Here is a 23,556-nt window from a genome sequence, read left to right on the forward strand (position 1 = left end):
TATGTTAAAAAGTAGATGGTTTACAATTATTTTTATAATGATTGTCTTTTTTAATAATTTAAATGCACAAACTTCATTTACAATTGTTTCGAAGAAAGAAAATGTAGGTGTTTTTTACGATAAAAGTGATGCAAAGGTGGTAGAAATTGCTGCTAAAATGTTAGTTGATGACATTCGTAAAACAACAACAAAATATATAGAAATTAATGGTGATGTTCATAAGTATTCCATCATTGCAGGAACGGTTGGAGAGAGTAGTTTAATTGATCGGTTGATTGATGATGAAAAAATTGAAGTTTCTGATATAGAAGGAAAATGGGAAACTTACAAAATTGAACTGATAGAAAAACCTTTAAGCGGAATTGACAAAGCATTGGTTATTGTTGGTTCTGACAGAAGAGCCACCGCTTATGGATTGTTAGAGATATCTAGAAAAATAGGTGTTTCTCCTTGGGAATGGTGGGCAGATGTTACTCCAGAAATTAAAGAAACTTTGTCAATTACTGTAGAAGCTAAAACCATAAGTTCTCCATCTGTAAAATACAGAGGGGTGTTTTTAAATGATGAAGATTGGGGGTTGCAACGCTGGTCCGCTTTAAATTACGAACCAGAAACAGGAGATATTGGGCCTAAAACATATGCTAAAGTTTTTGAGTTATTATTGCGTTTACGTGCCAATACCATTTGGCCAGCCATGCACAAGTCTACCAAAGCATTTTATCATTATCCTGAAAATAAAGAAGTAGCAAATAATTACGCAATAGTAGTTGGGAGTTCTCATGCCGAACCTATGTTAAGTAATATTAATGCAGAGTGGGATCATAAAACTATGGGAGAATATCGTTATGACACCAATTCAAAATCTATTAAAAAGTTTTTTAAAAGGAGAGCTAAAGAAATAGCTAAATACGATGGTATTTATACTGTTGGAATGAGAGGAGAACATGATTCACCTATGATTGTAGGTGAAGATGATACGGAATCACAGGTAGCATTGTTAGAAGAGGTAATTACAGATCAAAGAGAAATTTTAGAAAAGTATTCAAAAGATGATCAAATAGCACCTCAAGTTTTTGTGCCCTATAAAGAAGTATTACATTATTATCAAAGTGGTTTAGAGTTACCAGAGGATGTTACTTTAATGTGGACAGATGATAATTACGGATATATTCGTCAGTTAAGTAATAATTTTGAACAAAAAAGAAGTGGAGGAGCAGGGGTTTATTATCATACCTCTTATTGGGGTAGACCACATGATTATCTGTGGTTAAACTCTACCAATCCTACTTTAATGTGGGAAGAAATGTCTAAAGCATATGAGTTCCAGTCAAGAGATTTGTGGATTTTAAACTGTGGAGACATCAAACCACATGAGTACAATATGGAATTGTTTTTAGATATGGCTTGGGATATGTCTAAATTTAAAAATAGTAAAGATGTTAAACAGCATAGAAACAATTGGGCTACAAGAGAATTTGGTAAAGAAAACGCTGAAGAAATTACAAATGTATTGTTAAAATATGATGAATTGGCTTTTAAGAGAAGACCAGAGTTTATGGCTTGGAGCCAAGTAGAGCCAGTAACCAAAGCCAAACCTACAGAATTGACACAATTTCATTATGGAGATGAAGTAAATGAAAGAATTCAAGCATATCAAAACTTAATCAATGCAGTAGATAGTATTCAAAAAAATATTTCTTTTTATAGAACAGATGCTTTTTATCAATTAGTTTATTATCCTGTAGTAGCTGCAGCGAGTATCAACCATAAATGGTTATATGCTTATAAAAATAAATTTGTAGCCTCTCAAGGTAGAGCTAGTTCCTTTTTTTACGGAGAAAAATCGTTACAAGCTTATAATAGAATTGTTTTAGAAACAAAGTATTATAATAGTTTAAATGAGGGAAAATGGAACCACATTATGAACATGTCTCCAAGGTATTTACCAGTTTTTGAAAGACCTTCTATTTCTGTAGCATATCCTAACAACAATAACGAACTAGGTTTGGCTTTAGAGGGTTACGAAATGGAAATGAATAATAAGACTGTAAATTCATTTGCAGATGTTTTACCTGTTTTTAATGCTTATAATAAGAATAGTTATTATGTTGATGTTTTTTTAAAAGGAGAAGGAAATTTAAAATGGGAAGCAAAACCCAAAAATGATTGGGTTAAAATATCAAAAACATCAGGAGAATTAAATGGAAACAAGCAAGAAGAACGTTTATGGGTTACTATTGATTGGAATAAAGTACCTAAGGGAGAAGATAAAAAAGAAGCTCCATTAGGGCATGATTATCAGTTAATACCTCCAAGTTTTAAAGTGAATTCAGCTATTGAATTTGTTTCAGGAGATAGTAGTTATACAGTTGGTGTTTCTGTTTTTAATCCAAAATTAAAAGAACTAGAAGGTTATAAAGGTTTTGTAGAAGATAAAGGGTTTGTTTCTATAAATGCCGAAAATTATACAAGAAAAAAAGAGGGAGCAGAAGCTAAGTGGCAAACATTTGAGGGACTTGGTTATACTAATAATGTAATAACAGCTTTGCCAAGAACAGCAAAGTCACAAAAATGGATTTCAGATATTATAAACAATAGTCCTGTTTTAGAATATGATTTTTATGCCTTTAATTTTGGAGAGGTTGATGTAAATATACAAGCCATTCCAACTCATGCTTTTTATGAAGGAAGAGGAGTAAGATGTGCTGTAGCTATTGATGAAGGTAAACCTGTAATAGTAGATTTTGAAACTTTAGGAAGAAGCGAAGCTTGGAAACAAAATGTTTTAAAAAACGCAACAGTTAAAACAGCAAAACAAATTGTAAACAAAGCAGGTAAGCATACTTTAAAAATTTGGATGGTAGATCCAGGAGTTATGATAGATCAAGTTTTAATAGATTTAGGAGGATGGAAACACTCTTATGCTTTTCCTAAAGAGACTAAGCTGTAATGAAGTATTTTAAATATTACATAATAAAAAGTATAGGTTTTGTAGCATTAGCAGTTTTATTATTCTCGTGTAAGCCAACATCAAAAACAAAAGAAACAACACCATTGAAGGTTGCTTTTTTGTCGGATGTTCATTTGTTGGATATTTATGGAGAATTTTCAGATAATGCTTATCGAGGAGTTTTAAATCCAGCTACCCAAAAATATACTTTGGCCAGAACCATGCAATCTCAATTAGAATCCACAAGGTTGTTCAACGAGAATTATTTTGCCTTTAAAGCAGCCTTAAATGATGTGGTTAAAAGAGGTGTAAAATATGTGGCATTACCAGGAGATTTTAGCGATGATGGTCAATTGGTAAATATTAGAGGATTGAAAAATATTTTACAAGATTACTCGCAAAAACACAATATCAGTTTTATTTTAACCACAGGAAATCATGATCCTGTAAGGCCATTTTATCAAGATGCAGGAAAGAAAGATTTTTTAGGAAAAGGAGGGAAACCTCAAGCCATATTTAGCAAAGAAGGACTTTATACATCAAAAACAAAAAAAGATTTACCAACCATTATAACCAAAGATATTGCAAGATTAGGATATCAAGGGATATTAAAGGAATTAAAAGATTTTGGATTTTACCCTAAGCAAACCACCACTTATTGGGAAAGTCCTTTTACACCTTATAATTATCAAAATTATACTTATAAAAAAGCTTTAAAATACTCAGACATACAGTTTAGAACATATAAAATTCAACCCACAAATGCCGAAGTACCCGATTTAAGTTATTTAACAGAGGTAGGTGATGATTTGTGGTTTTTAGCTATTGATGCCAATGTTTACGTTCCTAAAGGAGAAGAAACCTCTTACAATCCTGCTAGTTTTGAGGGAGCCAGTACTGGCTACAATAATGTGCTTACACATAAAGAACATTTGTTAACTTGGATAAAATCGGTAACAGAAAGAGCAGAAAAGCTAGGTAAAAAATTAATTGTATTTAGTCATTTTCCAACTATTGATTTTAATGACGATGCCACGGAAGATATGAAGCTTTTGTTTGGTAATAATAAAATGCAAATGCAAAGAGTTCCTAATGAAACAGTAGCCAAAGCATTGGCAAATGCTGGGGTAAAAGTTCATTTTGGCGGGCATATGCATATTAATGATACAGGACTTAGAAAATTTAAAAATGGAAACGGATTGGTTAACATTCAAATACCATCATTAGCGGCTTACATTCCTGGTTATAAGTTGTTAACCATTAAAAATAAAGATGTTTTTGAAATAGAAACAGTTGTTTTAGATGATGTTGCAGGTTTTAAAACCTTATTTCCGTTATATGAACAAGAACTTGATTATTTGGTGAAAAACAATCAACCTAGTATATGGAATTCAGCTATTTTAAAAACAGATTCTTATAAAGAATTTACAGCGTGGCATTTAAAAGAATTGGTGCGATTAAGATTTTTAAAGAACGATTGGCCACAAGCATTTAAAGATATATTAATAAATGCTACGGGTCAGGATTTGATTGAGATAGCTAAAGAAAACAAGGCTGATTTCATCTCTTTTAACAAAGCATTAAATAAGCAGAAAATACCTATAGAGGTGTATAAAGAATGGTCTGGTTTAGACATGATTCACGATTTTTATAAGTTTAAAAGTGCAGATAGATTGGCTGTTATAGATGTTGGTCAAAAGAGATTACAACAATATAATTTGTTGTGTAACTTGTTTAAAAGTTCTAATCATAAAGAACTAAAGTTATGGGGGAATATTTTTTTTAAATTTTGCAACGGTCAACCCGCAAATCATTTTAAAATAGATATACAATCAAGTACTATTACACCTATAAATCCTTTATATTAGTATTCTTTTTTATGTTAACTTTAGGTAAACAATTGTTGTTTTATGGTAAGATTTTCTGTTTTTTTTATTTTTCTTGTTGGACTTTTTTCTGTTACAGCACAGCAAATTAAGTTTGAACATTATAATGATAAAGACGGACTTTCTCATAATTCAGTAAGACATTTAGTTCAAGACAATCAAGGTTTTTTGTGGTTAGGAACTTTTTCAGGTTTAAACAGATTTGATGGCTATCAATTTAAATCGTATTTAAGTTCTTCTTTTGAAGAAAACAATATTTATAACGATGATATTACAGGCTTAGAGTTTGACGAATCTACTAATAGTTTATGGATTGGAACCAGAAAAGGATTAACGTTATTTAAAACAGATACAAGAAAATTTAAAACTTATTTAACTGAAAAAAACAATCCTAATAGCTTGCCCGATGAAGAAATCCGTTCTGTTTATGTAGATAGATTTAAGAGAGTTTGGGTAGGAACAAGAACTTCTGGGGCATATTTGTTTTATCCTAAAGAAGAAAGATTTGAGAAAATTAATTTGCCAAATTTTGAGTATGTTAAAGAAATTTTTGAAGATAAAAAAGGCAATATTTGGATAGGAAGTTTTGGAGGAGCATCGGTTGCAAAAATATCATTAAATAAAGCCGGAGATTTTTCAGAAATAAAAACTTATACATTATCAGTTCCTAATTCAAACAAAACAAATCCTTATTTAAATTTTATTTTTGAAGATTTTAAATCTGATATTTTTGTAGGAACTAGAGAAGGATTATATAAATTAAATAAACACACTAATTCTTTTGATAATTTATATATAGAAGACAAAACTATAAGGGAAAAACTAGGACCTTATTTTTTATCAATAGCACTAGCTCCTAATGGTAAATATTGGGTTGGTACCTTGGGAGGAATTTTAGTTTGTGATTATTTAGAAGATATTCCTAAAGGAAATTATCAATGGCATTATTCGGTTTTGTCAGACGATGCTTCGTTGGTTGATAATTTAATTTCATCATTATATTTTGATCCTTCGGGTGTTTTATGGATTGGTACAGAAGATGGTTTGGATAAATATGATCCTTATGAAAATCAATTTTATTTAAACAAAGATATTTCTCTCTATATAGACAATCAAGCTCCAAGAATTAGAGGTTTTGCAAAAACATATGATGGAAATACAATTGTAGCTACATGGCATAATGGTCTCTTTTTAAATAAAGAAGAAAAAATAACTCCTCTTTATGACAATAAAAACAACATAGCAAGTATTTACTCAACAGATGGTAAAACGTTTTATTGTGGTTTGTGGAATGGTAAAATTTTAATTTATGATTATTTAAAAAATAAGTCAAAAACAATAGATGTAGGATTTGTAAACGTACCTGTGTTTTCATTTTTAAAATATGATAATAACACTTTGTTTATAGCTTCTTTTGGACAAGGAACTATTTTACTAGACTTACATACCTTAAAACCAGATCCAAACTTTGTTAAAATACTTCCTAATTATGAAGTAAATAAAATAAGAAAAAATGGTAGTGATTTGTGGTTTGCTACAGAAACGGGTTTGGTAAAATATAATGTAGTTGATAAAAAAATAAAACATTATGAATATCATCCAAACAATAAATATGGACTTCCGCATGATAATGTAAGTGATGTTTTAATAGATAAAGACAAAAATATTTGGGCTGCTACAAGAAAAGCTCTGTCTGTATATAATTATAAAAAAGATAGTTTTGAGCTGGTGCTAGAACCAAAATCTTTAAGAGGTAAATGGATTACAGATTTAACTACAGATGGTTTAGGTAGTATATGGTTAAATATGAATAATAATAGTATTGCTCAATTTGAACCAAAAACCAAGCAGGCTAAAATATATCATATTATGAGTGGTAATAGACTAGATATTTTTAGTTCTAGTGGATTTTACAACGATAATAATTCAAAAATTTTTATAGCAGGTAAAGAAGGAGTAATTAGTTTTTCTCTGTATGATTTAAAAGAAAATAAATACTCACCCAAACCTTTTATAACAGAGTTTAAAGTAGAAAACAGAGAAATTTTACCAGGAACTAGTGTAAATGGTCAGGTTTTGTTTACAAAAGACATCAACATTAGTAAAAACGTTGTTTTAGATTATAAAAACAGAAACTTTTCTGTGCAATTCTCTTCACCCTCATTTAGTAATGAAAGACAAAATAAGTTTCAGTATAAGTTAGAAGGATTTGATAAAGATTGGATAGAAGTTACAAGCGATTCAAGAACCGTTCAATATACAAATTTGTTCTCTAAAGATTATGTTTTTAAACTAAGAGCAAGCAATAGTGATGGAATTTGGAGTGAGGTATCATCTTATAAAATAAAAGTTTTACCAACCTTTTGGTTAACATATAAAGGAATTTCATTAATTCTTTTTGTATTAATATTACTCGTCTATTTTTCTAGAAAACAAATTAAATTAAGACTACAATTAAAACAAGAGCTGTTGTTAGAAAAGGTAAAACGTGAAAGAGATGAAAAATTAAACAATGAAAAATTAAGGTTTTTCACCAATATTTCACATGAGCTTAGAACTCCTTTAACCTTAATATTAGGTCCTGTAAAACAATTGTTAGAGCAAGAAAATGCTAATAGTTACGAAAAAAGCAGAGTAAATTTAATTTATCAAAATGCCAATAGATTGTTAAGGTTGGTCAATCAAATATTAGATTTTAGAAGAGCAGAAACAGGAGCCTTAAAATTAAAAGTTTCCAAGGTTGATGTGATGATTAGTACTCAAAATATTTTTACATCATTTATAGAATTATCACACACAAAGAATATAAATTTTAATTTAAACTCAGAAAATGAACATTTAGAATGTTGGATAGACATGGATAAATACAATAAAATTTTATACAATTTATTGTCAAACGCCATGAAGTTTACCGAAAATTATGGGAATGTAGATTTATATGTTGGTTTTAAAACAGACGATTTAAAAACTTTGAAAATTGAAGTAAGTGATGATGGAATTGGAATTCCAATAGAAAGTCAAGAAAAAATATTTTCAAGATTTTATCAAGCACAAAACAGTAAATCAAGCACTACCGGAACAGGTATAGGATTGTCATTGGTAAAAGCTTTGGTAGAAATACATAGAGGTCAAATAAGTGTACAAAGTACTCCAAATAAAGGAAGTGTATTTACAGTTGAAATACCAGTAAACAAAGAAGAATATAATAATGATGAAATTTTTGATTTTGCTCCCAATAATGAGCCAGAAACTCTAATTCCAATAAAACAAATAGAAGCTTCACTACAAAATATAAACACAAAAAAGGCTAAAAGTAATACCGATGTAAAACAAAAAATATTGGTGATAGATGATAATGCTGAATTGAGAAAATACGTAGCAGAATATCTTTCTGACTTCTATAAAGTATACCAAGCAGAAAATGGTAAAGAAGGTTTAGAAATGTGTAAAAAAGAAAAACCTGTATTGTGTGTGGTAGATGTTATGATGCCAATAATGGATGGGTTTGAATTTGTAGAAGTGTTAAAAGCAGATGAAAATTTAAGCAATACAGCCATTATATTATTAACTGCTTTGGCCGAAAACGAAAATAGAATTAAAGGTTATAAAATTGGTGTTGATGGATATTTGGTAAAACCTTTTGATCCTACGCTTTTAAAAACACGAATTGATAATATTATAAAAATTCATTTAGATCTAAAGAAAAAATTTTCTGGAGAAGCAGAGAGTGATGTCATTTCTTTAGCCCATTCTCAAATTGATATTGAATTAATTTCTGATATTAAAAAAATTATAGAAGAAAATATAAGTAACCCAGAGCTAACATCAAGTTTTTTATGTGATGAGTTGGCTATGAGTTCTTCTAAATTATACAGAAAGATTACACAATTAACAGATTTGTCTCCCAATGAATTTATAAGAACAGTTAGGTTAAAAAAATCTGCACAATTGTTAAAAACTAAAAATTATAACGTTTCAGAAGTTTCTAGTATTGTTGGGTTTAACGATCCATTATATTTTAGTAGGTGTTTTAAAAAACAGTTTGGATACTCTCCTAGTACTTTATTAAAATAAATAATAATGATTGATATTGAGTAGGTTACTTGTTTGTTTGTCCATAATTTTGGTTAAAATGTCTTGATACTTATTAAATAATAAGTGAATATTTGAAGTTACAAAAATCAAGAATTAGTAACTATATGGAAAACTTATCTACTAAGGTGCCAGTTGTACCCAAAAAAATGTTAATTCCCTTTGTTTTAGTGACTTCATTGTTTGCTCTGTGGGGCTTTGCCAATGCTGTTACAGATCCAATGGTACAAGCTTTTAAAAAGGTGTTAGAATTGTCTAACTCTCAAGCAGCTTGGGTTCAAATGGCTTTTTATGGAGGGTATTTCTGTATGGCTTTGCCAGCAGCTATGTTTATGAGAAAATATTCTTATAAAGTAGGAATTTTAATAGGATTGGCTTTATACGCATCAGGAGCATTATTGTTTTACCCTGCAGCCATTACAGAACAATTCTGGTTTTTTTGTTTGGGCTTATATATTTTAACTTTCGGATTGGCTTTTTTAGAAACAGCAGCAAACCCTTATGCTTTAGCCATGGGAGCAAAAGAAACCGCTACTCAACGTTTAAATTTGGCACAAGCCTTTAATCCTTTAGGCTTAATAGCAGGTTTGTTTGTAGCTCAGCAATTTGTGTTAAAAAATTTACAAAGTGATGATGTTGATGATTTTAGTGCTTTAGATGAAGCATCTAAATTATTAATTAAAACTTCAGATTTATTAGTAATTAGAAATCCATATGTAATACTAGGTTTGGTACTTATAGGTGTTTTTATTTTGTTTGTTATTAGTAAAATGCCTCAATCTAAAGAAGAAGGAGTGATGCCTAAAATAGGTGATACTTTTAAAAATTTATCAAAAAATAAAAAATATGTTTTAGGAGTGTTGGCACAAATTTCTCATATGGGATGTTTAATTATGTGTTGGACATACATTTACCAGTATTCAGAAGCTATAGAAATAGATAGTGTAACAGCTGGTTATTATCAAATGGCTGCCTTTGTACTTTTTACCATTGGTAGAGCGGTAGGAACATATTTATTAAGGTTTATTAGTTCGGGTAAATTATTAATGATTTTTGCTGTTTTAGGAATAATATTTACATCAATTGCTATTCTAATTCAAGGAAAGATAGGTCTGTATAGCTTGGTAGCAGTCTCTTTTTGGATGTCTCTAATGTTTCCTACCATATATGGAATTGCTTTAGGAGGCTTAACAGAAGAGCAATCAAAAGTAGGTTCTGCCGGATTAATTATGGCAATTGTTGGTGGAGCTTTAATGCCAAAATTACAAGGAATTATTATTGATTTAGGAGGTAATGGAGTTTCAGACCTTAATATATTAGGGGTTTCAGAAGTGAATATTTCTTTTGTACTGCCATTATTTTGCTTTGCTTATATAGCATGGTATGGTTTAGTAGTTAGTAAAAAACATGAAAATTAAAAATTAAGAAGATTAAAAAGGTATATAAAACAAAAAACCACAACAATTAAGTTGTGGTTTTAAATGTGGTGCCTCCAGGAATCGAACCAGGGACACAAGGATTTTCAGTCCTTTGCTCTACCAACTGAGCTAAGGCACCATGCTTAACTTAGCGGTTGCAAATTTATACTTTTTTATAGATAAATTGTAGGTTTTTAGATAAAAAATAACAGAAAATTTAAAATAATTTATATGTTTTTCATTATGAGTATATTAAGTTTTTATTGGTCTATAAATATGTTTACAAATTAGATTTATTTTGGGTATCACGTAAGTTAAAGTTATTTTTACGAACTTATATAGAAATTTATAAATATGCGTATTGGTATAGTGTGTTATCCTACTTTTGGAGGTAGTGGAGTAGTAGCAACTGAGTTAGGGATGGCTTTGGCTCAAAAAGGTTACGAAGTACATTTTATTACTTATCATCCTCCTGTTAGATTAGATCTAATTTCTAGTGGAATTCATTTTCATCAAGTACAAATAGAAGAGTATTCTTTATTTCACTATCAGCCTTATGAGTTAGCTCTGTCTAGTAAAATGGTTCAAGTTGCCGAAAAGCATAACTTAGAATTGTTACATGTACATTATGCAATACCACATGCATATGCAGCTTATATGGCAAAAAAAATGTTGCATGAAAAGGGAATTGATATCCGAGTAGTAACTACTTTACATGGAACTGATATTACATTGGTAGGGAGTCATCCTAATTACAAAACAGCAGTAGAGTTTAGCATCAATCATTCAGATGTTGTTACTACAGTATCTAAAAGTTTAAGAGATGACACTTATCGTTTGTTTGATATTAATAGAGAGATAGAAGTTGTTTATAATTTTATTGAACTTGAAAAATATGAAAACCATCCTTTAAAAGGTTCGGAATGTCAAAGAGGAAGTATAGCAACAGAAGAGGAATATATATTAACCCATATAAGTAATTACAGACCTGTTAAAAGAGCTAAAGATGTAGTTAAAATATTTGCTAAGGTTTTAGAAAAAAAGCCAGCAAAATTAATTTTAGTAGGAGAAGGGCCTGATATGATTGAGGTAAAAAGATTGGCTCGTGAGTTAGGTGTTTTTGATAAGATTGTCTTTTTAGGAAATAGTACAGAGGTTGATAAAATTTTATGTTATACAGATGTATTTTTATTACCCTCAAAGTCTGAAAGTTTTGGATTGGCAGCATTAGAAGCCATGGCGGCAAGAACGCCGGTAATTTCTACTAATACAGGTGGTTTACCCGAGGTAAATGTTCATGGAGTTACAGGTTTTTTAAGTGATGTTAAAGATGTTGATGATATGGCTAAAAATGCTTTGAAACTAATTAAAAATAAAGAGGTTTTAGAAGGTTATAAGGAAAATGCTTTAGAAAGAGCCAAAGAGTTTAGTATAGATAATGTCTTACCTAAATACGAGGCCATATATAAAAGTTTGGTGTTAACAGTTTAAAAATGATGATACTTTACTTCATAAAAAACGTCTTTATAAAATTTATAAAGACGTTTTTTTTATTTTAGTTTACCAATCATTTAGATCTTTTTCATTTGATCCTTCATCATTTTAATTTGATCAGTTAACATACCGTGTTTGTCTAATTTTCTAGCTTCGTTAAGTAATGTAGTCGCTTCTCTTTTTCTACGTTTACTCATAGCAATTCCAGCCAAATTTAATTTAGCCATGGCAATATCATGACTCATACGTAATCCAATTCCCAAAGCTTTTTTAAACAACTTTTCTGCTTGAGTCATGTTTTTTTGAGCCAATAAAATAGCTTGTAAATAATAAAAATAAGCTTGTTGAGAAGTAATTAATGCCATTTCTGGTTTTTTAATTTTATCTAACCACTTAGCTGTTCCTTCCATGTTTTGCTTTCTCATTTGTAAAAAAGCCAATAATAAAATTTCATTTTTGAAATATAAGAAGACAAAGATACCAGCTAACAATAGTAATAAAATACCATTACCTATATTTTCATCAATAAACTGTAATACAGCCAACACAGTAACTCCTACTGCTAAAACTAATTTTAAATACTTGTGAAACATATGAATTGTTTGGTTTTATAAGATTTGCGAATTTACATTAATATTTGTGGATATTAGAATGCAATTTATTTTTTATAGTATTTTTTAAATTTTAAGTAAGCTAAAATTCCAAGTACTGCAACAATGGCAATTGAATAATATACAAAACTTGGAGTGACTACTTGGTCTCCACTTGCATAAGAATGTAATCCTGATAAGTAAAAATTTACTCCAAAATAGGTCATCATAATACTTGCAAAAGCATAAACAGATATAATGTTAAAGGTAAATTTACTTCTTAGTCCAGGTACCAAACGCATGTGCAATACAAAAGCATAAACCATAATACTAATTAAAGCCCAAGTTTCTTTAGGATCCCATCCCCAATATCGTCCCCAACTTTCGTTAGCCCACATACCTCCTAAAAAGTTTCCTATAGATAGCATAACCAAACCAACAGTCATGCTCATTTCGTTTATAATGGTTAATTCATCTATCTTAACTTTTAAAGATTTTTTGTTTTTACTAGTGGTTAATATCATTAGAATTAAAGCAACTAAACCTAAAATCATACTTAAAGTAAAAGGTCCATAACTTGCAACAATAATTGCAACGTGAATCATTAACCAATAAGAATTTAGTACAGGTTGTAGGTTCGCAATTTGAGGATCCATCCAGTTCCAATGTGCAATCATTAAAATCATGGCAGCAACAAAAGCAGTTGCAGCAATGGTTAATGATGATTTTCTTCCAAAAATTAAACCGAATAGCATGGTTGCCCACCCTACGTAAATAATAGACTCATAAGCATCAGACCAAGGAGCGTGTCCGCTAATAAACCAACGTACTCCTAATCCTGCTGTTTGTAGTATAAATAAGAAAATAACAATTCCTATTGCTCCTTTGATTAATGCTCTTACTATTTTTCCATCTTTAAATATTTGGAAAATTATTAACAAAAATAATATGGTACTAATATAGGTGTAGTATGAGAATAGTTTTTTAAAAATATCATACTTGTTGTAAGTAATTTCATAATCTATTTTCTTTTGACTAGGGTAAACTTCGGCACCATATTTTTTCTGAAAGTTTTTAATTCCTTCTAAAATTTCATTTGCATCAGCATAGTCTCCAGATTGTTTTGCTTCCCATAAAACTTGTTTGTAAGCAGGTAAAATTTGTTTTACAAAAACAGAATCGGTTCCTTTAAATCCGGCAGTCTCTAATTCTAATTGCGAAACCCATTTGTTGTTATCATCATTAATTTTAGGATAAATACGTAAAATACTTCCGCTTATAGCTGTGTATAACAATCCTACACGTTTGTCTATGTTAATGACATCTTTTTCAAAAGCACTTTTAATTTGATTTTTTTCTGCAGTATTTACATAAGAAACCAATTTGTAATTTCCGTTAGGGTCTATAAAACTTGATAAAGAAGCATATTTTGTATCTAAATCAACTCCTAAAATCTTTCTGATTTTTTCATCATTTCTCTCTAAATAAACCACAGGAGCATCAAACCAAAGTCTTGGGTTTTCTACAATAGATAAAAATACTTGGTTGGCATCTAAACCTTCATATGTTTCACTTTTACTCACTTTTCTTAATAATTCGCTAGCAAAAGTATTGATAGGTTTCATACGACCTCCAGCATCTTGAATTACAATTTTACTAAACTCAAGTGCGTGTTCTTGTTTTACAGCATTTTTTACAATAGCAATTTTAGCCGCTTGTGGAGATATAGCCTCCATTTGATGATTATGTTCTTCTTCTGAAGTTTCTTCAGAGGTATGATTATGTCCTTCATGATTTTCTTCATGCACAGTTTCGGTAGCATGGTTATGTCCCTCGTGATTGCGATCTTCTTCTGTGTGTTGAGCAAAACAAAAAGTAGAAGTTAATCCTAAAACTAAAGCAATCACAGTAGTTTTGCTTTTTAATTTTCTAAGTTTTTTACCTAGTTGACCAAAACGAGAGTTTTTCATAAATAAAATCATCATCAATCCAGTGTATAACATAGAATAACCAATATAAGTAATGGTAGTTCCAATAGCATCGTGGTTTACAGACAATCTGGTTTCTTCTTTGGGTCCAGAGATATCATAACTAGATTGAAAAAATTTATAACCTCTATAATCTAAAATATGATTCATGAAAATTCTAAAATCAAAAGTATTGTTTTGTTCTTCATCAATTAGGGTTACCTCACTTGCATAAGAAGCAGCAGATTCTGAACCAGGATATTTTTCTAATTGAAAATCATTTAGTTTAATAAAAAAAGGAAGTTTTAAAATTCTAGATCCATAAGACAAATTAAAGTTTAATCCAGCCAAAGTAAAAGTAACAGGTTTGTTAGAAGTGTATTTTCCCCCTTTTACTTGAATTAAAGTCATTTTATCTTTAGAGGTCACTTTAAAAGTTAACAAGGCTTCAGGGAAAGCCTCTTTATCATCAGAAGAAATGACTTTCATTTCTCCAGTAATTGGTTTTTCAGGTACCACAAAACTTAATCCTGCAATTTGGTGTAAACTTAAGTAGTTAAATTTTTCAGAGCTGTTTGCTGTAATTGTTCCTTGAAATTGATCTGCCATTCTCATAAAAGAACCATCAGATTTAGATTCTAAATACAAGGTTCCATCTTTTTCTGTAAAGTTTACAGAAGCGTTTTCGGCATTTTCATACCCCACTAAAATTCCGTGAATATTTTCTAACTCTCCCTTTTTAATATAATGATCGTGTCTTGATCCAGAGCTAGATTCTACAAAATGAATAAAAGTTTCTCCTTTTTCAGTTTTTGTAAATTCTGTTTTGGCATTTGGAATGTAATCTGTTAGTTCAAATTTAAAGTTTTGACCTCTAAAATCTGTTTCAAAATGGTAAGAAGCTTTTCCTTTGGCAGAAAGTAAAATAGGACTGTGTACATATTTTTCTTCTTTAAAGTTATGAACGTTAATGTTTAAATATGTTGTTTCAGAAAAAAACTCATTGGTTTTTTCGCCTTCTAAAATAGGCATTACTCCTTCATAACTAACATATCTGGTAACGGCTGCACCAATAATTATAAACAAAAAAGCAACGTGGAATAATAAAATCCCCCATTTTTCTTTTTTAAATAATTTGTATTTAAAAATGTTTCCAAAAAAGTTGATAACAAAAAGTAACATAATTGCCTCAAACCACCACGTGTTATATACCAAAGCTTTTGAGGTTTCAGTACCATAATCATTTTCAATAAAAGTAGCGACTCCCATGGAAACTCCAAACACAACAAATAGAATGGCCATTAAGCGAGTACTGTATAAAATATTCCAAATTTTTTTCATGGGTAACATTAAAATTTTGAGGTGCTAAATTACGTAATAAAACCACAAAAACCTGTCAATATTAGTGCCAATATGCTTTGTTTTTGTTTTTTTTAAATGGATAAAATTATTGAGGGTTGTATTAGCTTTAATTGGAGATTATTTATATTATTGTTACTGTCTAAACATATATTAATTCATGAAAAAATATCAGGTAGCAGTTGTAGGTTCTGGACCTTCAGGAGCATCAGCAGCATTTCACTTAGCAAAGGCAGGTATTAAAACAGTTATTTTAGAAAAAGAAGTATTACCAAGATATAAAGTTTGTGGTGGTGGTTTTGTATATAGAGGTAGAAAAAATATGCCTTTTGATGTGTCTGAAGTTGTAGATATTGAGTTTAATAAAATTGATATCTATATGGGAAAAGATTTGCACTTTGTTACAGAAAGAGAAGAGCCTATTGTATCATTAGTAATGAGAGATTCTTTTGATCTGTTAATTGTTAATAAAGCAAAAGAATTAGGGGTTGATTTGATTGAAGATTGTAAAGTGAAATCACTTCAAAAAGTTGATGGCTCTGTAAATATTGAAACTAGCCAAGGAATTATAAATGCACAATTTGTTATTGCTGCCGATGGAGTTTACAGTCAAGTAGCTAAAATGGCTGGTTGGGAAAAGGATACTCGTAATTTAATTCCAGCTTTAGAATACGAAATAGAAGTAAATGATGTAGATTTTGAAAGATTGTCTAAGGAAATTCGTTTTGATATTGATGCTATTCCAGCTGGTTATGGATGGTGTTTTCCTAAAAAGAAACATTTATCTATAGGTGTTGGGGCTATCTTAAAAGATGATCAAAAAATTAAAGAATATTGTGCAGAATATATTAAGTTTTTAGGAATAGAGGAAATATTAAATATAGAAAAACATGGATATCAAATTCCTGTAACTCCTCGTTTAGATGGATTCGTAAAAAACAATGTGTTTTTAATTGGTGATGCTGCTGGGTTTGCAGATCCATTAACAGCCGAAGGAATATCAAACGCCATATTAAGTGGTAAATTAGCTGCTGAAGCGATAGCAGAAGCAAACGGAGATGAAGAAAAAGCAGCTAAAACATATACCGATATTATTGAAAATACGTTAATGCCAGAATTGCTTACTTCTATGAAATTGGCTAAAGTATTTTATGGTAGTAAAATGGTAAGAAAATTTTTATTAAAGAAATATGGACAGAGGTTTAGTGATGCCATGACAGATATTTTTATGGGAGAAAAAAACTACCCTAAAGATGTGAATGAAAAAATTAAAGAAAAGTTAAAAGGATTGGTTTTCTAACAATTCACTAAAAAAGCTAGTATTAACATATACTAGCTTTTTTTAATTATTAAACTTTATAAGTTATATATTACTGCTTTGTTATTCTCAAATTTTAAAAGAGAAATTGCTTTATAATAACTGTTTTAAACTAGAGTACAGTATTAATAAACTATCTTTGAAGGAGTTGTGTTTACTAATACAAATACCTATAGGGTTTAAAATTAAAATATGCGCTTAAAAACAAGTTGTTACTTAAAGTTTGATATTGCAGAACCCACTCCATTTATTCTTATGTTAAGACCTCGTAGTGGTGCACATCAATGGGTAGAAAAAGAAGAGTATAAAATAATTCCAAATGTTCCTGTTTTTGAGTTCACAGACAGTTACGGGAATTTATGCCAGCGTTTAATAGCAGATCCTGGTTTTTTTTCTATAGAAACTTCCTCTCAAGTAATGACTTCAAATTTCATAGATCAAGGTTTTGGTGAACCATTTATAGAAATTCAAAATTTACCTGATGCTGTGTTAAGTTATTTATTACCTAGTAGATATTGCGAATCTGATTGTTTTAATGATTTGGCTATGAGTATTGGTGAAGGACAATATTTAGGTTACAATCAAGTATCAGCAATTACAAATTGGTTACGTACAAATATAGATTATGTTCCAGGTAGTAACAGTGAACCCTTGTCTGCTTTACAGGTTAAAAACAAAGGATTTGGCGTTTGTAAAGATTTGGCTCATTTGGGAATAGCGTTATGCAGAAGTTTAAGTATTCCTGCGCGTATTGTGGTTGGGTATTTACATGGCTTATACCCTATGGATATGCATGCCTGGTTTGAGGCATATATAGGGAATAGGTGGTATACTTTTGATGCTACACAAACAGGATACCCAGGAGGTTATGTGGTGTTAGGTTTTGGTAGAGATGCTGCTGATGTAGCCGTTTTTAATCAATTTGGGGCTTCCGTTTATCCCATAGAGCAAAACATAAAAGTTGAACATCTTTTTTAGATTGATTATCTTTCTACTCAAAAAATATATTGATGTCATTACAAAGAGATAAAATAAAATGGGGAATCATTGGTTTGGGGAATATAGCTCAAAAATTTGCTAAAGATTTGGCAACCATTTCTGAGGCAGAATTGTATGCTGTAGCTTCAAGAAGTCAAGAAAAATCAGAGAAATTTGCTAAAGATTTTAATGCTACCATGGCTTATGATTCATATCAAGCATTGGCAAAAGATAAAAATGTAGATGCCGTTTATATTGCAACACCTCATAGTTTTCATAAAGAACATTCTATTTTGTGTCTAAAGCATAAAAAAGCAGTATTATGTGAAAAGCCTTTTGCTATGAATTTAGATGAAGTGCAAGAAATGATTAGCGCTTCCAAAGAACAAAACGTGTTGCTAATGGAAGCTTTGTGGACTTATTTTTTACCACATTATCAATATGTTTTAGAATTAATAAAAAAACAAAAGTTAGGTAAAGTACTTTCTTTAGAAGCTGATTTTGGCTTTCATAGGCCATTTAACAATGAAAACAGATTGTTTAAAAAAGAAGTAGGAGGAGGGAGTTTATTAGATATTGGAATTTATCCAATTTTTGTGGCTTTAACAACTTTAGGAATACCAGAAGATATAGAAGCGAAAGCTACTTTTTTTGACAATGGAGCCGATGCAAGTTGTGATATGATTTTTCATTATCAAAAAGCCAAAGCTTATTTAAAAAGTTCTATTCAAGAACAAACTGCTACCGAAGCTATTTTTACTTGTGAACAAGGAATAATTAAAATAAATACAGAGTTTCATATTCCTACTTCTGTAACTGTTATAAAAAATGGAGAAGAAGAAACCGTAGATTTTGGTGTAAAAACCATAGGATATAATTATGAAGCAGAACATTTTAATCAGCTAATTAGGGAAGGAAGAAAAGAAAGTAATATCATGACTTTTGATTTTTCTAAAAAACTGATTCAAACTTTAGATACAGTTAGAAAAAAAATAGGCTTGGAGTATTAAGCCTATTTTTTTCTAAAATATAGATTGTTTACATAGAAGTTGGTCCTAGATAAGATGGTTTTAATCCGCCAGTGTCTATTACTATTTTTTGAAGGATCATTCCAGGGTCTACTGCATATATTTTTAATGTATGTTTACCTGCTTTGTCAACATAAATAGTTGTTTCATTAATAGCACTATTACGAATAATGTTATTTGCCCAGTTTTTTGAATATTCTTTTACGTAATTGCTGTGTTCAATATAATTTAGATCATCTACTTGAACACCATAACGAGTTCCGTGGTCTTTATCTTTAGCAAATAAAGGAAGCATATAGGTTTTTATAGTAATATTTCCTGCTTTAGATGTGTAAAAATCATAAGCTACATATGATTTGTTTCCAGAATTAAATTTGGCATTTCCTAGTTGAAGTGAAGAATTGCTATATCCAAGTCCGCTAATTGTTTGGAATTTAATATCTCCATTTTCTTTTTTTCTGTGATATGCAGTTGGAATAATACTAATAACTCCTTTATCTTCAGTATAAAAATTACCTGTATTTAATTCCTTTTTTTGAGGTATAGCAATGACCTTAATTTCTGTTATGCGATTATTGTTGTGGATATTTATTTTTCCTTCTGCTAATTTACTAGTTGGTACTTTGTCCCAATCAATAGATACTTCAATTCTTTGCTGAACTTTAGTATTTCCTTTATTGATATTAAGTTTTATCCATTTTTCAGATGGAATGGCACTCCATTTAAAAGGGGTAGTCCCTGAGTTATAAAGTTCAAAAAAGTAAGATTTATTATTTACCCGATTAAATTCGGGTAGCTTTAAAGAGGTTTTATCATTTGTAGATATTCCTTCTACAAAAACATTCATACTAGAATTTTTAGGTAATTCTATTTTTGATGTAGGTGATAACTGTGGTGTAGGTAAAAAACCAGGAGCCGTCATCATTCCGTCCCATTTACCATTAAGTAAGTTGTTGTATTTTTTAGTAATAGAAGCAATACTATCATGATACAATATAACATCATTTGCTAAACTATTTGTAGCTGCCCTTTTTTGTTTAGCATACCATCTGTTCTTCTGTCCAATTAACATTTCGTGGTTGTAAAGGGAAGCTCCTTTAACAGGATAATAAATCAATTCGTAAAAAGAAGCTTTAAATTTTTCAGGTAGTTTGTTTAATATAGTTTTTGCTCTGTTAGCAATATCATTATAATCTTTTAGTCTATTTTCGGCTTCATTATAATTTATAAAAGAGAACTCAGTATCCTTTACTTTTTCATGAGCAAAAAGACTATTCCAACGAAAATCCCAAGTCATGTATTCTGGTTTACGAGTAAAACCATGATAATAATATCTATCTAAAATATATTCAATATCATTTTTGTATTCCTCCCCAAAAATGGAAGAAAGTTGATTTACTTGATATTTATTAATGTTTTCAAAGTTAAATTGATCAAAATCCCATGCCATGTCAAGAAAAAGCTGCATTCCCATTTCACCTGGTTTGATGTCTCCTACATTTAATAACCAGTATTTATTGGCACCTAAAGAGTATGCTTTATGCATTTCGGCATACATTAATGCTGGTGGCGTGGTGTTTAACCAAAGATAATCATTAGGCCATCCTAAGTAAGAAATATGATAATAAACTCCTGTTCCTCCTTTTCTGTTTTGTTCATCAGGGGTTCCTAATTTTTTAAGATACCCGTAATTGTCATCTGGCCAAACAATAGTAATGTCTTCTGGAACTTCTAGGCCTTTTTCATAAATACCCAACACTTCTTTATATGGAACAAAAATCTGTGGAACTTCTGTAATAGGTTTTTTGATGTACTTTGATAAAATATTTCTTTGATCTTTAATTGCTTCATCTAGCGTTTTTAGCTTTTGTTCATCAGAACCACCAGCCATTCCTTCATCGTGCATTCCTCTTAAAGCAATAGTGTAAATATTATCATTATTACTAGCTTGTTGTATTCTAGTATCTAAAGCTTTAATAATTTCATTTTTATTGGTTACATAATTCCAATCTCCCTGTTTTTGTTTGTCCCATTCGCTAGCATTGTTATATAAAAGAGGTTCACAATGACTAGTCGTTATCATAATTCCATAATCCTCGGCCATTTCCATATTGCCAGGTATGGTATAAAAAGCTTTGGTACATTCGTGCATGGCTGGAGCCACCATATTTCCTTTTAAACGAAGGAGTAGTTCAAAAATTTTCTCATAAGTTTTAGGACCAATATCTTTAATATTAGTATCTATTTTTTTTGATGCCCAAGGCTGTAATCCCCAATCTTCATCATTTAAGAAAATACCTCTATATTTTACAGTAGGTGCTTTAGAGGTATAATTTATATGGTTTATAAAAATGTGTTTTTGTTTTTTTACAGGGACATCAGCCCACCAGTACCATGGTGAAACTCCCATTGATTTAGAAAGTGTAAAAACTCCATATGCCGTTCCTCTTTTATCACTTCCGGCAATAACAAGAGCTTGTTTTACATTTGGAAATGGATTTTTTATAGTTTGAATGGTAAATTGTTCCCATTTATTTTTAATGAGGTTAACATCTAATTTTTTTTGATTGATTAAATCATCTATTAATGTATTCTTACCAATGGTTCCAATAATAATAAGATTTTCGTTAAATGAGTTATTTAAGGTTGATATTTTAGGTGTTTTTCCTGTAATAGTATAAATATCTGAAGATAATAAGCTCACTGTTTTGTGAATTACTTTATCATCTTTACTATCAAAATATATAGTTGTAGCCTGTTTAGAGTTAACTATAGGGAAATTATGGGGGCTTTTATTATTACTAATGTATAGTTGAGCATAAAATAAGTGTGGAATCAGAATTATTCCCAGTAAAATATTTTTCATTATATATTAAGTGTTAAAATCACAATTAATACGCAATATATAATTTTTACTTAAAGTTAAAAGAGTCAAACAGTACATAGTTTTCTTTGTTGGGTAAATGTTCTCCCATAAACGATAAATTTTCTAAACTGTTATGTACAGTAAATTTATGTTTGGTTTTAATATCTGTTTGTAGTGTTTTTACCAAAACATTGTTGATAAACCATTTTATAAAATATCTATTGTTGTTTTCGCTCAACTCTATTTTAAAATAATGCCATTGTTCGGTAGTTACCTTAAAAACATTAGAAGTATGAGGATGATGTTGTGATGTACAATGTACAACAGCTTCGTTAGTATTTGCAGCTATTTCTTTTCTATCCTTAATATTTCCCGAACCTATTTCAAAATCTATTTCATAGGGAGTTTTCCCAGAATGATAAATAAATGCACCAATACTACACTGGTCATTAAGGTTAAATTTAGGAACGTATATTTTCCATTCATATGTACCTATACCAAAATCTTTTCGCTTGGTTTTTACTTTTACTCGGTCTTTGCTATTGGCTCTTGTAGTAATTTTTAGAACATCATTTTTTAATTCATATGATTTTGGATGTCCAAAAGAATTGTCTTTCCAGTTGGTGCTAAATGTTTGTTTGTTGCTAAAATTTTCTGAAAAAGGAATGTTATTCACAGCTACTTTTTTTATGAATAAATGTTGAGTACAACTACCAGTAAAAATAATTGTTATGATTATAAAAAATTTAAAACAGTTATTCATGTAAGTAATAAGTAGTTAATTAATAACTAAATATAGACAGTTTTTTTTTACTTTGTACATAAAGTAAAAAACTCCAACCTTAAAGAGTAAGATTGGAGTTTTTTATGTTTAAAAAGAGAGACTAGCTCTTTTTCATATCAATTAAAATAGAAAAAGTTTTATTAATGTCTGTTTCTTTAACCACAATGGTAATTTCATGTGTGGTAGATATAATTTCTTGTACAGGAATATCTGCCCAAGCCAATTGTTTTAAAATAAAATAATAGATACCAGATTGTTGGGAGTTTGATTTTGGTAACTTAATAGTAATAGAGGCTAACTCATCTGCAGACGATAAAAGTAATTCTGATTTAAAAATATCAGATACCTTATTATGTAACTTTCTACTTGTAATAATATTGGTTTCAAAAATACCTTGAGAAATGGTAAAGAAATAATCTTTATCCTCTCCAAATTCTTTAATCAAATCAGAAATACATTTCAGTAATGTAGGAGTGTTTTTAAACGTAAAATTTCCCAAATCAGAACGTACAATAAAGTCTCCTAAAGTTAAGGTGATTTTTTTTATGTTTTTTCGAATTTTTAAAATACTAGAAGGTGATAACCTGTTGATAGCCATCATAATGGCTCCAGATTTCACTTCTTTATTTAAGTCCTTTTCAACATCTGGCTGAATGACTCTGGCCAAAGAAGAAACATTAATTAATTTGTCGTTTAAAGCCTCTTCTAAAAAAGGTGTTTTTCTAATAATCCCCTCAACAGATTCCTGTATGGTTTTCATACCTGTTCAAATTTTAACAATTAGTATCAAGATGTAAAGATATTATTATTTTTTTGTACAAATAAC

The 23,556-nt window shown here is 29.9% G+C and carries 13 protein-coding genes and 1 tRNA gene; 8 read left to right on the forward strand and 6 right to left on the reverse strand.

Annotation, left to right across the window (positions count from 1 at the left end; all coding sequences use genetic code 11):
- Window position 1 precedes the first annotated feature (1 nt).
- The 4 genes from ACXGQT_RS00540 to fucP all read left to right on the forward strand — a co-directional run bounded on the left by ACXGQT_RS00540 (window position 2) and on the right by fucP (window position 10,346).
- The gene (locus ACXGQT_RS00540; protein ID WP_457829488.1) at window positions 2-2,950 is read left to right on the forward strand and encodes a glycosyl hydrolase 115 family protein; all 2,949 of its coding nucleotides are present in this window, start codon (window positions 2-4) and stop codon (window positions 2,948-2,950) included.
- On the forward strand, window positions 2,950-4,818 hold the full coding sequence (locus tag ACXGQT_RS00545; RefSeq protein WP_457829489.1) for a metallophosphoesterase: 1,869 nt from the start codon (window positions 2,950-2,952) through the stop codon (window positions 4,816-4,818). Before ACXGQT_RS00540 ends, ACXGQT_RS00545 begins: the two co-directional genes overlap by 1 nt.
- 42 nt (window positions 4,819-4,860) lie before the next feature.
- Window positions 4,861-8,910 (forward strand): hybrid sensor histidine kinase/response regulator transcription factor, encoded by a 4,050-nt coding sequence (locus ACXGQT_RS00550; RefSeq protein ID WP_457829490.1) that lies wholly within the window; start codon window positions 4,861-4,863, stop codon window positions 8,908-8,910.
- Window positions 8,911-9,035: 125 nt separating this feature from the next.
- A complete protein-coding gene (fucP, locus tag ACXGQT_RS00555) occupies window positions 9,036-10,346 on the forward strand; it encodes an L-fucose:H+ symporter permease (protein ID WP_457830790.1) in 1,311 nt (436 codons plus the stop codon).
- Between the two features lie 66 nt (window positions 10,347-10,412).
- Here fucP and ACXGQT_RS00560 read toward each other — a convergent pair.
- Window positions 10,413-10,485 (reverse strand) — tRNA-Phe (locus ACXGQT_RS00560).
- Between the two features lie 215 nt (window positions 10,486-10,700).
- On the opposite strand from ACXGQT_RS00560, the gene bshA reads away from it, so the two are divergent.
- Window positions 10,701-11,837 carry an N-acetyl-alpha-D-glucosaminyl L-malate synthase BshA gene (gene bshA, locus ACXGQT_RS00565; protein ID WP_457829491.1) on the forward strand — a complete coding sequence of 379 codons (1,137 nt, stop codon included), beginning with the start codon at window positions 10,701-10,703 and terminating at the stop codon, window positions 11,835-11,837.
- An 80-nt stretch (window positions 11,838-11,917) separates the two neighbouring features.
- Here bshA and ACXGQT_RS00570 read toward each other — a convergent pair whose 3' ends face one another.
- On the reverse strand, window positions 11,918-12,433 hold the full coding sequence (locus ACXGQT_RS00570) for a DUF2892 domain-containing protein (RefSeq protein ID WP_457829492.1): 516 nt from the start codon (window positions 12,431-12,433) through the stop codon (window positions 11,918-11,920).
- 65 nt (window positions 12,434-12,498) lie between these two features.
- A complete protein-coding gene (gene ccsA / locus ACXGQT_RS00575; RefSeq protein ID WP_457829493.1) occupies window positions 12,499-15,738 on the reverse strand; it encodes a cytochrome c biogenesis protein CcsA in 3,240 nt (1,079 codons plus the stop codon).
- Between the two features lie 178 nt (window positions 15,739-15,916).
- Here ccsA and ACXGQT_RS00580 point away from each other — a divergent pair, with 178 nt between their 5' ends.
- From ACXGQT_RS00580 to ACXGQT_RS00590, 3 genes are all read left to right on the forward strand, one after another.
- Entirely contained in the window at window positions 15,917-17,056 is a 1,140-nt protein-coding gene (locus ACXGQT_RS00580) for an NAD(P)/FAD-dependent oxidoreductase (RefSeq protein ID WP_457829494.1), read from the forward strand.
- A gap of 210 nt (window positions 17,057-17,266) precedes the next feature.
- Window positions 17,267-18,052 carry a transglutaminase-like domain-containing protein gene (locus ACXGQT_RS00585; protein ID WP_457829495.1) on the forward strand — a complete coding sequence of 262 codons (786 nt, stop codon included), beginning with the start codon at window positions 17,267-17,269 and terminating at the stop codon, window positions 18,050-18,052.
- A 32-nt stretch (window positions 18,053-18,084) separates the two neighbouring features.
- Window positions 18,085-19,062, forward strand: a complete 978-nt coding sequence (locus ACXGQT_RS00590; RefSeq protein ID WP_457829496.1) for a Gfo/Idh/MocA family protein — start codon at window positions 18,085-18,087, stop codon at window positions 19,060-19,062.
- A gap of 28 nt (window positions 19,063-19,090) precedes the next feature.
- Here the strand turns inward: ACXGQT_RS00590 and ACXGQT_RS00595 are convergent, their stop codons facing one another.
- The 3 genes from ACXGQT_RS00595 to ACXGQT_RS00605 all read right to left on the reverse strand — a co-directional run bounded on the left by ACXGQT_RS00595 (window position 19,091) and on the right by ACXGQT_RS00605 (window position 23,490).
- Entirely contained in the window at window positions 19,091-21,946 is a 2,856-nt protein-coding gene (locus tag ACXGQT_RS00595; RefSeq protein WP_457829497.1) for a glycosyl hydrolase 115 family protein, read from the reverse strand.
- 46 nt (window positions 21,947-21,992) lie between these two features.
- The gene (locus ACXGQT_RS00600; protein ID WP_457829498.1) at window positions 21,993-22,622 is read right to left on the reverse strand and encodes a hypothetical protein; all 630 of its coding nucleotides are present in this window, start codon (window positions 22,620-22,622) and stop codon (window positions 21,993-21,995) included.
- Window positions 22,623-22,830: 208 nt separating this feature from the next.
- A complete protein-coding gene (locus ACXGQT_RS00605) occupies window positions 22,831-23,490 on the reverse strand; it encodes a hypothetical protein (protein WP_457829499.1) in 660 nt (219 codons plus the stop codon).
- Between the last annotated feature and the right edge of the window lie 66 nt (window positions 23,491-23,556).

The organism is Wenyingzhuangia sp. IMCC45467, assembly GCF_054111205.1.

Bases quoted from the DNA above. Each gene is read 5' to 3' on its own strand.
- ACXGQT_RS00540 (WP_457829488.1), top strand. From the start codon at position 2: ATGTTAAAAAGTAGATGGTTTACAATTATTTTTATAATGATTGTCTTT.
- ACXGQT_RS00545 (WP_457829489.1), top strand. From the start codon at position 2,950: ATGAAGTATTTTAAATATTACATAATAAAAAGTATAGGTTTTGTAGCA.
- ACXGQT_RS00550 (WP_457829490.1), top strand. From the start codon at position 4,861: ATGGTAAGATTTTCTGTTTTTTTTATTTTTCTTGTTGGACTTTTTTCT.
- fucP (WP_457830790.1), top strand. From the start codon at position 9,036: ATGGAAAACTTATCTACTAAGGTGCCAGTTGTACCCAAAAAAATGTTA.
- bshA (WP_457829491.1), top strand. From the start codon at position 10,701: ATGCGTATTGGTATAGTGTGTTATCCTACTTTTGGAGGTAGTGGAGTA.
- ACXGQT_RS00570 (WP_457829492.1), bottom strand. From the start codon at position 12,433: ATGTTTCACAAGTATTTAAAATTAGTTTTAGCAGTAGGAGTTACTGTG.
- ccsA (WP_457829493.1), bottom strand. From the start codon at position 15,738: ATGAAAAAAATTTGGAATATTTTATACAGTACTCGCTTAATGGCCATT.
- ACXGQT_RS00580 (WP_457829494.1), top strand. From the start codon at position 15,917: ATGAAAAAATATCAGGTAGCAGTTGTAGGTTCTGGACCTTCAGGAGCA.
- ACXGQT_RS00585 (WP_457829495.1), top strand. From the start codon at position 17,267: ATGCGCTTAAAAACAAGTTGTTACTTAAAGTTTGATATTGCAGAACCC.
- ACXGQT_RS00590 (WP_457829496.1), top strand. From the start codon at position 18,085: ATGTCATTACAAAGAGATAAAATAAAATGGGGAATCATTGGTTTGGGG.
- ACXGQT_RS00595 (WP_457829497.1), bottom strand. From the start codon at position 21,946: ATGAAAAATATTTTACTGGGAATAATTCTGATTCCACACTTATTTTAT.
- ACXGQT_RS00605 (WP_457829499.1), bottom strand. From the start codon at position 23,490: ATGAAAACCATACAGGAATCTGTTGAGGGGATTATTAGAAAAACACCT.